This is a genomic window from Pseudomonas sp. SDO5215_S409 (assembly GCF_054071325.1).
This window is the reverse complement of sequence record NZ_JBSVWN010000046.1, coordinates 20271-33866: the sequence shown is the minus strand read 5'-3', so window position 1 is coordinate 33866 and position 13596 is coordinate 20271. Positions and strand designations below refer to the sequence as shown.

At 61.2% G+C, this 13596-nt stretch carries 12 protein-coding genes; 9 read left to right on the top strand and 3 right to left on the bottom strand.

From position 1 onward, the window contains the following. Nucleotides 1-147 precede the first annotated feature (147 nt). Nucleotides 148-1122, top strand: coding sequence for an alpha/beta hydrolase family protein (locus ACW9H9_RS21185; protein ID WP_457345094.1), 975 nt, complete (start codon nucleotides 148-150; stop codon nucleotides 1120-1122). A 40-nt stretch (nucleotides 1123-1162) separates the two neighbouring features. On the opposite strand, the gene ACW9H9_RS21180 is transcribed toward ACW9H9_RS21185, so the two are convergent. From ACW9H9_RS21180 to ACW9H9_RS21170, 3 genes are read right to left on the bottom strand one after another with little or no spacing between them, the layout of a single operon-like run. Next, nucleotides 1163-1930 carry a TerB family tellurite resistance protein gene (locus ACW9H9_RS21180; protein WP_457345093.1) on the bottom strand — a complete coding sequence of 256 codons (768 nt, stop codon included), beginning with the start codon at nucleotides 1928-1930 and terminating at the stop codon, nucleotides 1163-1165. Nucleotide 1931: 1 nt separating this feature from the next. Continuing rightward, nucleotides 1932-2606, bottom strand: a complete 675-nt coding sequence (gene murU, locus ACW9H9_RS21175) for an N-acetylmuramate alpha-1-phosphate uridylyltransferase MurU (protein WP_457345092.1) — start codon at nucleotides 2604-2606, stop codon at nucleotides 1932-1934. Beyond that, entirely contained in the window at nucleotides 2603-3628 is a 1026-nt protein-coding gene (locus tag ACW9H9_RS21170) for an aminoglycoside phosphotransferase family protein (protein ID WP_457345091.1), read from the bottom strand. Before ACW9H9_RS21170 ends, murU begins: the two co-directional genes overlap by 4 nt. Before the next feature lie 130 nt (nucleotides 3629-3758). Between ACW9H9_RS21170 and ACW9H9_RS21165 the strand changes: the two genes are divergently transcribed. From ACW9H9_RS21165 to ACW9H9_RS21130, 8 genes are all read left to right on the top strand, one after another. Beyond that, nucleotides 3759-6566, top strand: a complete 2808-nt coding sequence (locus ACW9H9_RS21165; RefSeq protein ID WP_457345090.1) for an LPS-assembly protein LptD — start codon at nucleotides 3759-3761, stop codon at nucleotides 6564-6566. Continuing rightward, on the top strand, nucleotides 6547-7872 hold the full coding sequence (locus ACW9H9_RS21160) for a peptidylprolyl isomerase (protein ID WP_457345089.1): 1326 nt from the start codon (nucleotides 6547-6549) through the stop codon (nucleotides 7870-7872). The genes ACW9H9_RS21165 and ACW9H9_RS21160 overlap by 20 nt, the downstream gene beginning before the upstream one ends. Next, nucleotides 7869-8858 (top strand): 4-hydroxythreonine-4-phosphate dehydrogenase PdxA, encoded by a 990-nt coding sequence (gene pdxA / locus ACW9H9_RS21155; protein ID WP_457345088.1) that lies wholly within the window; start codon nucleotides 7869-7871, stop codon nucleotides 8856-8858. The genes ACW9H9_RS21160 and pdxA overlap by 4 nt, the downstream gene beginning before the upstream one ends. Beyond that, nucleotides 8855-9667 carry a 16S rRNA (adenine(1518)-N(6)/adenine(1519)-N(6))-dimethyltransferase RsmA gene (gene rsmA, locus ACW9H9_RS21150; RefSeq protein WP_457345087.1) on the top strand — a complete coding sequence of 271 codons (813 nt, stop codon included), beginning with the start codon at nucleotides 8855-8857 and terminating at the stop codon, nucleotides 9665-9667. The genes pdxA and rsmA overlap by 4 nt, the downstream gene beginning before the upstream one ends. 109 nt (nucleotides 9668-9776) lie before the next feature. Next, on the top strand, nucleotides 9777-10157 hold the full coding sequence (apaG, locus tag ACW9H9_RS21145) for a Co2+/Mg2+ efflux protein ApaG (RefSeq protein WP_457345086.1): 381 nt from the start codon (nucleotides 9777-9779) through the stop codon (nucleotides 10155-10157). After that, entirely contained in the window at nucleotides 10157-11008 is an 852-nt protein-coding gene (locus tag ACW9H9_RS21140; protein WP_457345085.1) for a symmetrical bis(5'-nucleosyl)-tetraphosphatase, read from the top strand. Before apaG ends, ACW9H9_RS21140 begins: the two co-directional genes overlap by 1 nt. Nucleotides 11009-11040: 32 nt before the next feature. Then, a complete protein-coding gene (gene glpE / locus ACW9H9_RS21135; protein WP_457345084.1) occupies nucleotides 11041-11370 on the top strand; it encodes a thiosulfate sulfurtransferase GlpE in 330 nt (109 codons plus the stop codon). Nucleotides 11371-11655: 285 nt separating this feature from the next. After that, nucleotides 11656-13578 carry a PrkA family serine protein kinase gene (locus ACW9H9_RS21130; RefSeq protein ID WP_457345083.1) on the top strand — a complete coding sequence of 641 codons (1923 nt, stop codon included), beginning with the start codon at nucleotides 11656-11658 and terminating at the stop codon, nucleotides 13576-13578. Nucleotides 13579-13596: the final 18 nt, after the last annotated feature.

Sequence of the window (13596 nt, the reverse complement as noted above, 5' to 3'; positions counted from 1 at the left end):
ATTGTATACCTCAAGGTTCGCCACGCGCACCGTGACCTCGCTCAATGGTCAGCGTGGTGCCACTTCAAGGGAACCCGGCAGTGGCCGATAGCCTCTCACTGACAAACCCATTAGGCTGCCGGAACCACTTCCGGCCGGAAAACCACGATGCCCCTTGCTCATCGACCCGCATTGCCAGCGCTGTGCCTGTGCCTGCTATTGACCAGCCCCTTTTATGTCACGGCTGCCGAGACACCGGCCACGGCGCCGGAAAAACCCGTGCAACGCCAACCCTTGCCGGAGCGTAGCCAGGAAGAAGCCAGCGCTCTTGAGCGAAAAGTCCCGCAACAGGAGCAGCAACAGTTACAGGCAGGCAGCGATTCGTTCCTGGCCTTGTGGAAGCCTGCCAACAGTGGCGAGCCCGAAGGCGTGGTGATTATCGTGCCGGGCGCCGGAGAAACCGCCGACTGGCCTCAAGCAGTCGGCCCACTGCGCCAGAAACTGCCGGACACCGCGTGGGGCACCCTCAGCCTGTCGTTGCCGGACTCGACCGTGGACACCTTGCCGCCCCGGGTGATCGAAACGCCCAAAGCGGCGGTCGATACCAGTAGCAAAGAGGCGAGCACCGTGGCCAAGCCCGTCGAGCAAGCCGCCAGCGCCGAAGCCGAAGGCACCGACCCCGCCGTGGTGCCGGGCGCCAATGAACAGGACAAGACCGACGCCACCCGCATCTTTGCCCGCATCGACGCGGCCGTAGCGTTTGCACAGACCCAGAGCGCCCCGAGTGTGGTGTTGCTCGGCCATGGCACCGGCGCCTGGTGGGCGGCGCGTTACCTGAGCGAAAAACAGCCGGCCCAGGTGCAAAAGCTCATCATGGTGGCGGCGCAGACACCGCCCAATCGCCAGCCAGACCTGCAACAACTGGCGCCTGCGCTGAAACTGCCCACGGCGGATTTCTTCTATCAAGACACACCGCTGTCGCGCAAAACCGCACAGGACCGCGCCCAGGCCAGCAAGCGCTTGAAGAATGAAGGCTACAAACAAATTGCCCTGAAGGCGTTTCCTGGCAACAGTCCCGACGGCCAGGAGCAGTTGTATCGCCGGGTGCGCGGCTGGTTGAGCCCACAGTCGCCCGAGCGCTGATCGCACAGCCGGTGAGGGAGCAGGCGTGCGCCCCCACCAGTTAACGAAAGTCCCGCCGCTCACGAATCAACGTGTAGGCGTTGTGCAACTCCCGCGTGCGCTCGGTGGCCTCGCGCACCTGGGCCGGGCTGGCGCCGCTGCCGGCCACTTTGTCCGGATGGTGGCGACTGAGCAGACGCCGATACGCCCGCTTGATCACCGAAGGTTCGGTGGTCGCCGTGACGCCCAGGACCCGCAAGGCCTCCTGATAAGCCCCGCCCCGATTGGCCAGCGGTTTGCGCTCAGGCTCAAAGTCGGCGGCCAGGGCCTGCACCTGTTGCGGGGTCCAGCCCAGCCACTTGCCCCATTGCACGATCAGCTCGCGTTCGGCGGTTCCTGCCTTGCCGTCCGCCCAGGCCATGCGCCAGCAGGCGCGCAAAACACCTTCTGCGGCATGGGGTTGGGCCTTGAGCACGCGCAAATAACCCCGCACGCGGTCCGCGCCAGACTTGCCCCGGTTGAACGCGGCAATCGCCCGCCGCTGCGCTGGCTCGGACATGTCCAGCGCGCGCATTTCCTGGCGCGCCTGCTGGATATGCCCGTCCACCACCCGACCATTGCTCTTGGCCAGGCGCCCGAGCAACACGAACAGCAATTCGTCATTGCGCAGCGCCGGCCGGCCACCCAAGCGCTCGCGCAAGTGCGCCCAACTGTGCAATTGCAGGCGCCGGTCCAGCGCCTGCCCCAGCAGTGCGCCCAACATGGCACCCGGAATACTGGCAATGGCAAAGCCTGCCCCGGCACCGATCAGCGTTCCCGGCCACAGCATCTTACTGCCCCGCTGTCAGCAAGTTTTCCACCTGGGCCAGCCGCTCCAGCGTGCCGACGTCGATCCAGCGTCCACTCATGTGTTCTCCCGTCACCTGCCCCTGGGCCATGGCGTCACGCAGCAGCGGCGCCAGCTTGAAAGCACCGGTGCTGCAACCCGCGAACAACTTGGGGTCGAGCACTGAAATGCCACTGAAGGTCAGGTTATCGGCACCGGGCGCGGCATCATGAAGCAAGCCGTCCTTGAGGTAGAAGTCGCCACCCGAGGGGTGATGAGGCGGGTTATCGACCATCACCAGGTGCGCCAGGCCGTCAAGCGGGCGCACAAGGCGCGTAAACGCGTAATCGGTCCAGATATCGCCATTGACCACCAGAAACGGCTCATCCCCCAACAACGCCAATGCCTGGAAAATCCCGCCGCCGGTTTCCAGCGGCTCGCCTTCGGCCGAATACTGGATGCGCACGCCGTATTGCGAGCCGTCACCCAGGTAGGCTTCGATTTGCTGGCCGAGCCAGGCATGGTTGATGACGATCTCGGTGATACCGGCCTTGGCCAATGCCTCAAGGTGATACTCGATCAGGCGCTTGCCGCCCGCCTGCACCAACGGCTTGGGGGTGTGCAAGGTCAACGGGCGCATGCGCTCGCCTTTGCCCGCCGCCAGAATCATGGCTTTCATACGCGGGCCTCGGCGGTCTGGGGCAGGCTGGCCAACAGCTCACCCAGCTCGCTCAGCTCGGGCCGGTCGGCCAGCACGGCTTCTATATAAGCAAAAAAGCGTGGCACGTCGGCCAGGTAGCGCGGCTTGCCGTCGCGGTGGCAGATCCGCGCGAAAATCCCGATGACCTTCAGGTGGCGCTGCACGCCCATCAGGTCGCTGGCGCGCAGGAAGTCGTCAAAATCAGCCTGCACGGGAATGCCCAACTGGCCGGCACGCTCCCAATAATGGCGCTGCCATTGCTGCACCCGTGCTTTTGGCCAACTGAGGAACGCGTCCTTGAACAGGCAGGTGATGTCGTAGGTCACAGGCCCGTAGACCGCGTCCTGAAAGTCCAGCACGCCGGGGTTCGGCTCGCTGAGCATGAGGTTGCGCGGCATGTAATCGCGGTGCACCAGGACGCTGGGCTGGGCTAGGGCGCTGTCGATCAGTCGCTGGCTGACGCGTTGCCACAGGGCCAGTTGTGCGGCGTCCAAGTCAATCCCCAACTCGCGGCGCACATACCACTCGGGGAACAATTCCAGCTCGCGGCGCAGCAACGCGACGTCATAGTGGGGCAGCGGTGCGTCCATGGGCAGTTGCTGGAATGCCAGCAATGCGTCGATGGCATCGGCAAATAATGCGTCGGCGTTTTTGTCGTCGATCACATCCAGATACGTCTTTTTGCCCAGGTCACTGAGTAAAAGAAAGCCGCGTTCCAAATCTTGTGCATAAATTTCTGGAACATTTATTCCCGATTTCGCGAGCAAGTGGGCGATATCGACGAAAGGTTTGCAGTTTTCCTGAGGGGGCGGCGCGTCCATCACGACAAAGCTGCGACCACCGCCTTCCCAACGGAAATACCGCCTGAAACTCGCGTCGCTGCTGGCTGCGGTCAATGTGGCCGGGGGAACGCCGCCCCAGCCTTGCGTGGTAAAAAGGCGGGGTAATTGCTCATCGAGCCAGGCGTTGAGCTGTTGCAAACGTGGATCTTGGTCGGGCATTACAAGGGTCTCCGACGGCGCTAGCCGTCAAGCGGGTCATGCTTTATTATCACGCATCTTTTTCAGACCATCGAGAGGCGTGCGGCCCACACCGCGGGCAGATGGCACGCAGGAAGCCCGGACTAATAAGATGGCATTGAAATCCCCCGCGTTTCGTAGAAAATTTCCGTTGCTGGTAACCGGCAGTCTGCTGGCCATGCAACCTTTCGCCACCTCATTCGTGGTCGCCGCGGAACAGTATGACTGCTCAGTCTCTGCTTCGGGTGCCTGGGATTGCGCGCCAAAAACGGCTGCTGTCCCGCTGCCACCGCGCCCGGTACATGACGGCAGTGCCGTCAGCTCGGCCAACGGCACGCCGCAAGGCGACGCCGGCGCCGAGGCCGTACCTCAGAATAAACTGGTGACCGAAGCCAAAGGCCGCGGCCTGCGTTCGCGCAGCGCCGACTACAGCCATTTGGACTGGGTCCCACGCGACAAGCTCACCGCCGCGCAATTGGCCGAAACCGGTCCTTATTGCTCCGGCGCGTATATCGAGCCCCCTCGCCCTGGCATGAACGACAAGTCGAACAAAAGCGACTCGCCGACCTTCATCGGGGCCAAGGCTTCGCGTTACGAGCAAGAACAACAGATCGCTTCTTTGGCCGGTGACGTAGTCATGCGCCAGGGCAGCATGCAGGTCGAGGCCGACGAGGCCAACCTGTACCAGGCCGAGAACCGTGGCGAGCTCAACGGCAATGTCCGTCTGCGCGACAACGGCGCGCTGCTGGTGGGTGATCACGCCGAAGTCCAGCTGGACACCGGTGCGGCCAAGGTCGACAACGCCGAATACGTGATGCACAAATCGCGCATCCGCGGTAACGCGCTGTATGCCAAGCGTGCCGAGAACGCGATCATCCGCCTCAAGGACGGCACCTACACCACCTGCGAGCCAAACAGCAACGCCTGGCAGCTCAAGGGCAACAACATCACGCTCAACCCGGCGACCGGTTTCGGTACGGCGACCAACGTGACGTTGCGGGTCAAGGACATTCCGATCCTTTACACCCCGTACATCTACTTCCCGATCGACAACCGTCGTCAATCCGGCTTCCTGCCGCCGAGCTTCAGCACCGGCAATGAAACCGGCTTTACCCTGGTAACGCCGTACTACTTCAACCTGGCGCCAAACTACGATGCCACGTTGTATCCGCAGTACATGACCAAGCGTGGCTTGTTGATGGAAGGCGAGTTCCGCTACCTGACCAAGTCCAGCGAAGGCCAGATTGGCGGCGCGTACCTGAACGATGACAGTGACGAGCGCAAAAAGCAGACCGACTACGAAAAAACCCGCTACATGCTCAATTGGCAGCATAAGGGTGGCCTGGATTCGCGCGTATTCACCCAGGTCGACTACACCAACATCAGCGATCCGTATTACTTCCAGGACTTGAGGTCTTATCAGGAAGGGATCAAGAACCAGGATTTCGTGAACCAGCAGGGTTCCGTGACCTACCGGGGCGACAGCTATCAGGCTCGCCTGAACCTGCAGTCGTATCAGCTGGCGACGATTTCCCAGATCACGCCGTATGACCGCCTGCCGCAAATCACGTTTAACGGCCAGTTGCCATTCCACCCGGCGGGCTTGAATTTCGATTACGAAACCGAAGCCGTTCGCTTTGATCGCGACCTGGAAAATGGCACGTTCACCGACAAAGACGGGGTGACTGTTACTCCTCGTCTAGACACGTTTGTCACTGGCTTGACCCGAGCCAACGGTACTCGCCTGAACGCAGCGCCCAGCGTTTCGTTGCCACTTAACTGGACCTACGGTTTCGTGACACCCAAGCTGAAGTATGTCTACACCAAGTACGACCTGGACCTGGACAGCACCGGCAAGAATCAGATTATCGCCGCGCAAAATGCAGCCACGGCGGCCAACCCGTATGCAGGCGGCGTCTTCAAGAGCTCGCAAGACCGCGCCGTTCCAATTGCCAGCGTGGACAGCGGCCTCTACTTCGACCGTAATACCCAGCTGTTCGGCGACAACTACCGTCAGACCCTGGAACCGCGCCTGTTCTACCTCTATGTACCAGAGAAGAACCAGGAAGACATTCCCGTCTTTGACACCAGTGAGTACTCGTTCAACTACGCTTCGCTGTTCCGGGACAACCGCTTCAGCGGCTCCGACCGTATCGGCGATGAAAACAAGTTGTCCCTGGGTGTCACCAGCCGCTGGATCCAGGACAACGGTTTTGAACGTCAACGCGTGAGTGTCGGCCAGGCCCTGTACTTCAAGGACCGCGAAGTTCAATTGCCGGGCATCCTGGCAAGCGACCGCGCCGACGCCAGCTCGAACGTTTCGCCGATCGCCCTGGACTACGAGTTCCGCTTCAACCGCGACTGGCGTGCCACGGCCGACTACAACTGGGACACCGACAGCCACAGCCCGCGTTCGGGCAGTGCGATGTTCCACTACCAACCGGAAGATAACCCCAACAAGGTTATCAACGTTGGCTACCGCTATCGTAACGACCAGGTGGTCTACAACCAGCTGACCGGCAAATGGCAGTTCGGCGGAGACTTCGGTCAGCCGGGCGACCCGAACTTCGTGAAGGATTACTACAAAATCCAGCAACACGATTTCTCGATGATGTGGCCGATCGTTCCGCAGTGGAACCTGATCACCCGCTGGCAGTATGACTATGCCCGCAACCGTACCCTGGAAGCCTTTGGTGGTTTCGAGTACGACAACTGCTGCTGGAAACTGCGTGTTATCAACCGTTACTGGGTCTCCAACGACGAATACACACAGATCGCCCCTCTTAACGAAAAGGGTGACCACGGGCTCTTCTTCCAGATCGTCCTCAAAGGACTCGGCGGCCTGACCGGCGCCAAGGTAGAGAGCTTCCTCGAAAAAGGCATTGAAGGTTATCGTGAACGTGAAGACCAAGCTTTCTGATTGTCTGCGCCCGCTGATGCTGGGCGCGCTGTTCCTGGGTACCGCCGCAGCACACGCTGCGGTCCAACCGCTGGACAAGGTAGTGGCCATCGTCGATAACGACGTGATCATGCAGAGCCAACTGGACCAACGGGTCAAGGAAGTTCAGCAAACCATCGCCAAGCGTGGCGGTGGTGTACCACCTACCAGCGTGCTGGACCAGCAGGTGCTGGAACGCCTGATCGTCGAAAACCTGCAACTGCAGATCGGCGAGCGTTCCGGTATCCGCATCAGCGATGAAGAACTGAACCAGGCCGTCGGCACCATCGCCCAGCGCAACAACATGAGCGTTGACCAGTTCCGCGCAGCCCTGGCCCATGATGGCTTGTCGTTTGACGATGCCCGTGACCAGATCAAGCGTGAAATGATCATCAGCCGTGTACGTCAGCGCCGTGTGGCCGAGCGTATTCAGGTGTCGGAGCAGGAAGTGAAGAACTTCCTGGCCTCGGACCTGGGCAAGATGCAGTTGTCCGAAGAGCTGCACCTGGCCAACATCCTGATCGCCACACCGGACAGCGCCAGCGCCGAGCAATTGAACGCTGCGGCGGCCAAAACCCAGGCGATCTATGACCGCCTCAAGGCCGGTGCAGACTTCGCCCAGATGGCCATCGCCCAGTCCGGCAGCGACAACGCCCTGGAAGGCGGCGATATGGGCTGGCGTAAAGCCGCCCAACTGCCACCACCGTTCGACCGCGAGTTGAGCGCCATGGAAGTCGGCGGCATCACCGAACCTGCGCGTACCCCGGGTGGTTTCATCATCCTCAAGTTGCTGGAAAAGCGCGGCGGCGAAACCTCGATGAAAGACGAAGTGCACGTTCGTCACATCCTGGTCAAACCCAGCGAAATCCGCACCGAAGCGCAAACCAAGGAACTGGCCCAGAAGCTCTATGACCGCATTCAAAGTGGTGAAGACTTCGGCGAACTGGCCAAGACCTACTCGGAAGATCCAGGCTCTGCCCTTAACGGTGGCGACCTGAACTGGATCGACCCGAAGGCGCTGGTTCCAGAGTTCCAGGACGTCATGGCCAAAACCCCGCAAGGCGTATTGTCCAAGCCGTTCCGCACCCAATATGGCTGGCATGTCCTGGAAGTCCTTGGCCGTCGCGCCACCGACAACACCACCCAGGCCCGCGAGCAACAAGCCCTGAACGTGCTGCGTAACCGCAAATACGACGAAGAGCTGCAAACCTGGTTGCGTCAGATCCGTGACGAAGCCTATGTAGAGAACAAGCTGCCTGGCGCCGAGCAGACAGGCACCGATCAGTGAAACCCCAGCGTTTCGCATTAACACCCGGCGAGCCCGCCGGCATTGGTCCAGACCTGTGCCTGCTGCTCGCCTCGCATCCCCAGCCACACCCCCTGATTGCCATTACCAGCCGCGACCTGCTCCTTGAGCGGGCCGCGCAGCTGGGGGTGGTTGTCGATCTGCTACTGGTAGGCCCGGGCAACTGGCCCGACCAGCCCGCGCCCGCCAACAGCCTGTACGTGTGGGACACCCCGCTGGCCGCCCGCGTCGTCGCCGGGCACTTGGACACCGCCAATGCCGCCTTTGTATTGCAAACCCTGACCCGCGCCGGCCAGGGCTGCATCGACGGCGACTTTGCCGGCATGATCACCGCACCGGTGCACAAGGGCGTGATCAATGAGTCGGGGATTGCGTTCTCTGGCCACACCGAATTTTTGGCCGAGCTGACTCACACTTCGCAAGTCGTAATGATGCTGGCCACCCACGGCCTGCGCGTGGCCCTGGTGACCACTCACCTGCCCCTGCGCGAGATTGCCGATGCAATCACCGCCGAGCGCGTGGAACGCGTCACCCGGATTCTGCACGCCGACCTGCAACAAAAATTCGGCATCGCCCAACCCCGTATCCTGGTGTGCGGGCTCAACCCCCATGCCGGTGAAGGCGGGCATTTGGGCCACGAAGAAATCGACATCATCGAGCCTACCCTGGCGCGCCTGCGCCAGGAGGGCATGGACCTTCGCGGCCCGTTGCCCGCCGACACGCTGTTTAACCCCAAATATCTGGAGCACTGCGACGCGGTGCTGGCGATGTACCACGACCAGGGGCTGCCCGTACTGAAATACAAAGGTTTCGGCGCCGCCGTCAACGTGACACTGGGCCTGCCGATCATCCGCACGTCCGTCGACCATGGCACCGCCCTGGATCTGGCAGGCAGCGGCAAGATCGATACCGGCAGCCTGCACGTGGCCCTGGAAACCGCCTATCAGATGGCCGAGACCCGTATATGACCGAGCAATACCAACACCGGGCGCGCAAGCGCTTCGGGCAGAACTTCCTGCACGACGCGGGCGTTATCGACCGCATCCTGCGCTCCATCAACGCCAAAGCCGATGACCGCCTGCTGGAAATCGGCCCGGGCCAGGGCGCGTTGACCCAGGGCCTGCTCAACAGCGGTGCACAACTGGACGTGATCGAGCTGGACAAGGATCTGGTGCCGATCCTCAACCAGATGTTTGCCGGCAAGACCAACTTCCAACTGCACCAGGGCGATGCCCTGAAGTTCGACTTCAATAGCCTGAACGCCGCGCCCAACAGCCTGCGCGTGGTCGGCAACCTGCCGTACAACATCTCCACGCCGCTGATTTTTCACCTGTTGAACAACGCGGGCATCATCCGCGACATGCACTTCATGCTGCAAAAAGAAGTGGTCGAGCGTCTAGCAGCGGGGCCTGGCGGCGGCGATTGGGGCCGTTTGTCGATCATGGTCCAGTACCACTGCCGGGTCGAACACCTGTTCAACGTCGGCCCGGGTGCGTTCAACCCGCCGCCCAAGGTGGATTCGGCCATCGTTCGCCTCGTGCCGCACAGCGTGCTGCCCCACCCGGCCAAGGACCATCGCCTGCTCGAGCGGGTGGTGCGCGAAGCGTTCAACCAGCGCCGCAAGACCCTGCGCAACACCCTCAAGGCCCTGCTCAGCAACGCCGAGATCGAAGCCGCTGGCGTCGACGGCGGCCTGCGCCCCGAGCAACTGGACCTGGCCGCGTTCGTGCGCCTGGCCGACCAACTGGCGATCCAGCCAACGCCCGTCGCCGAATAAACAGCGGGAGCCGGCAAGCCGGCTCCTTCACTGGCCGAACGCCCGGCAATTAGCCTAGACTGACCGCCATCTGCAGTCCTTCCCCGTTCCTGCTTTTAAGGCCTCTTGCATGTCCGATCCTCGTTATCAGATCGACGTCAGCGTCGTTACCCGCTTTTTGGCGGAACAATCGCAACCCGAGCAGAACCGCTTTGCGTTCGCCTACACCGTGACCGTACAGAACAACGGCGAACTCCCGGCCAAACTGCTTTCACGCCACTGGGTGATCACCGACGGTGACGGCCAGGTCGAAGAAGTACGCGGCGCGGGTGTGGTCGGGCAGCAACCGTTGATCGCCCCCGGCAAGAGCCACACCTACAGCAGTGGGACAGTGATGACCTCCCGCGTAGGCAATATGCAAGGCAGCTACCAGATGCTCGCCAACGACGGTAAACACTTCGACGCCATCATCGCCCCGTTCCGCCTCGCGGTGCCCGGAGCCCTGCACTGATGGCGACATACGCGGTCGGCGACCTGCAGGGCTGCCTGGAGCCCCTCAAGTGCCTGCTGGAACGGGTCGCCTTTGACCCGGCCAACGACCGCCTGTGGCTGGTCGGTGACCTGGTCAACCGGGGGCCGGACTCCTTGGGAACCCTGCGCTTCCTGTACGCCATACGCGACTCGCTGGTGTGCGTGCTGGGTAACCATGATCTGCATTTGCTGTCGGTCGGCCATAACAGCGAGCGTCTGAAAAAGGGCGACACGCTGCGGGAAATTCTTGAAGCCCCCGACCGCGCCGAACTGCTTGGCTGGCTGCGTCGGCAAAAAATCATGCATTACGACCCAAGCCGTGACATCGCCCTGGTGCATGCGGGCATTCCCCCCCAATGGACCCTGAAAAAAGCCCTCAAGTGCGCCGCCGAAGTCGAAGCCGCGCTGGCCGACGACACGCTGTACAGCGCCTATCTGGACGGCATGTACGGCAACGAACCGGCCAAATGGGACAACGACCTCAGCGGCGTCACCCGCCTGCGCGTGATCACCAACTGCTTCACCCGCATGCGCTTTTGCACCGCCGACGGCAAACTGGACCTCAAAAGCAAGGAAGGCGCCGACACAGCGCTGCCCGGCTACAAACCCTGGTTTGCACACAAAGAACGCAAATCCGGTGATACACAGATTATCTTTGGCCACTGGGCGGCGCTTGAAGGCCAGTGCGAGGAGCCCGGCGTATTCGCCCTCGACACCGGCTGCGTGTGGGGCGGCGCCATGACCCTGATGAATATCGACACCGGCGAGCGCTTTAGCTGCGAGTGCCAAGCCCCCGTTCCAGACCCATTACCGGCCGACCTCAAGCGCTGACACGCGCGTCTTCCCGGCCTCAGGAGCCTTTCATGACCGAATTCAAACGCATCCCTCCCGAACACGCCCAAACCCTGCGCGAGAACGGCGCGGTGGTGGTGGACATCCGTGATCCCCAGACCTACGCCTTGAACCACATCAAGGGCGCCCAGCACCTGGACAACCACAACATTGCCGACTTCATCCGCGCCGCCGACCTGGATGCGCCGGTGATCGTCGCCTGCTATCACGGCAATTCCAGCCAGAGCGCGGCGGCTTACCTGGTGAGCCAGGGCTTTTCCGACGTGTATAGCCTCGATGGTGGCTTTGAGCTATGGCGTACGACCTATCCTGCAGAAATCGCCTCGGGCGATTCGCAATAATTTTTTTCGCTCCCCGCGACCCCGCGTGATGCTTGGCCTTGCGCCGTTTCTGACGAACGGCGCAGGCAAACTAATTACGCATCCCGCCTTGACCTCCCCGATTCCGAACTATCCTTAAGCGCAGGCCATCCAAAACAGGGGAGAGCCGGTACACCGGCGTGCGGGTCATCGGTAGCGTTTCAGGGTGTTCTGGGGGGAAAACGGCCGTTGGTGTCCACCAATAGCTGCCAGCATCGACTGATTGATCCGGCGTCGGCTCCACGTATCGAGCGAGGTGACGACGTCATGAGTATTTTTAGCCACTTCCAACAACGCTTCGAGTCCACACGCCAGGAAGAGCTCACACTCCAGGAGTACCTCGAGCTGTGCAAAAAGGACCGCAGCGCCTATGCGTCTGCTGCCGAGCGCCTGCTGCTGGCGATCGGCGAGCCTGAGCTGGTGGACACGTCCAACAACTCACGGTTGTCGCGGATCTTTTCCAACAAGGTGATTCGCCGCTATCCGGCCTTTGAAGACTTCCATGGCATGGAAGAATGCATCGACCAGATCGTCTCCTACTTCCGCCACGCCGCCCAAGGCCTGGAAGAGAAGAAACAGATCCTCTACCTGCTCGGCCCCGTAGGCGGCGGCAAGTCGTCCCTGGCCGAAAAGCTCAAACAACTGATCGAAAAGGTGCCCTTCTACGCCATCAAGGGGTCGCCGGTCTTCGAGTCGCCGTTGGGGCTGTTCAACGCCACGGAAGATGGCGCGATCCTTGAAGAAGACTTCGGCATCCCGCGCCGTTACCTCAACACCATCATGTCGCCATGGGCCACCAAGCGCCTGGCCGAGTTCGGCGGGGATATCAGCCAGTTCCGCGTTGTGAAACTCTACCCGTCGATCCTCAATCAGATCGCCGTGGCCAAGACCGAACCTGGCGATGAGAACAACCAGGACATCTCGGCGCTGGTGGGCAAGGTCGATATCCGCAAGCTGGAAGAATTCCCGCAGAACGATGCCGACGCCTACAGCTATTCCGGTGCACTGTGCCGGGGTAACCAGGGGCTGATGGAGTTCGTGGAGATGTTCAAGGCGCCGATCAAGGTGCTGCACCCCCTGCTCACCGCCACCCAGGAAGGCAACTACAACAGCACCGAAGGCCTGGGCGCGATTCCGTTTACCGGCATCTTGCTGGCCCACTCCAACGAATCGGAGTGGCACACCTTCCGCAACAACAAGAACAACGAAGCGTTCATCGACCGGATCTACATCGTCAAAGTGCCGTACTGCCTGCGGGTAAGCGATGAGGTGAAGATCTACGACAAGCTGCTGTTCAACAGTTCGCTGTCCAAGGCGCATTGCGCCCCCGACACCCTGAAAATGCTCGCCCAGTTCACCGTGCTGTCGCGTCTCAAGGAGCCGGAAAACTCCAACATCTACTCCAAAATGCGGGTGTACGACGGCGAAAACCTCAAGGACACCGACCCCAAGGCCAAGTCGATCCAGGAATACCGCGACGCCGCCGGTGTAGACGAGGGCATGAACGGCCTGTCGACTCGCTTTGCGTTCAAGATCCTGTCCAAGGTCTTCAACTTCGACCCGCACGAAATCGCCGCCAACCCGGTGCACCTGCTCTACGTGCTGGAGCAACAGATCGAACAGGAACAGTTCCAGGCCGAAACCCGCGAGCGCTACCTGCGCTTTCTCAAGGAATACCTGGCGCCGCGCTACATCGAGTTCATCGGCAAGGAAATCCAGACCGCGTACCTGGAGTCCTACAGCGAATACGGTCAGAACATCTTCGACCGTTACGTGCTGTATGCAGACTTCTGGATCCAGGACCAGGAATACCGCGACCCGGAAACCGGCGAAATCCTCAACCGCGTGGCCCTGAACGAGGAGCTGGAAAAGATCGAAAAACCAGCCGGCATCAGCAACCCGAAAGATTTCCGCAACGAAATCGTCAACTTCGTGCTGCGCGCCCGCGCCAACAACAACGGCAAGAACCCCACCTGGCTCAGCTACGAGAAGCTGCGGGTGGTCATCGAGAAGAAAATGTTCTCCAACACCGAGGATCTGCTGCCGGTCATCAGCTTCAATGCCAAGGCCAGCAAGGAGGATCAGCAAAAACACAACGACTTCGTCACACGCATGGTGGAGCGCGGCTACACCGACAAACAGGTACGACTGCTCTCCGAGTGGTACTTGCGGGTGCGCAAATCGCAATAAGAGCAGCAGCTGCAAGCT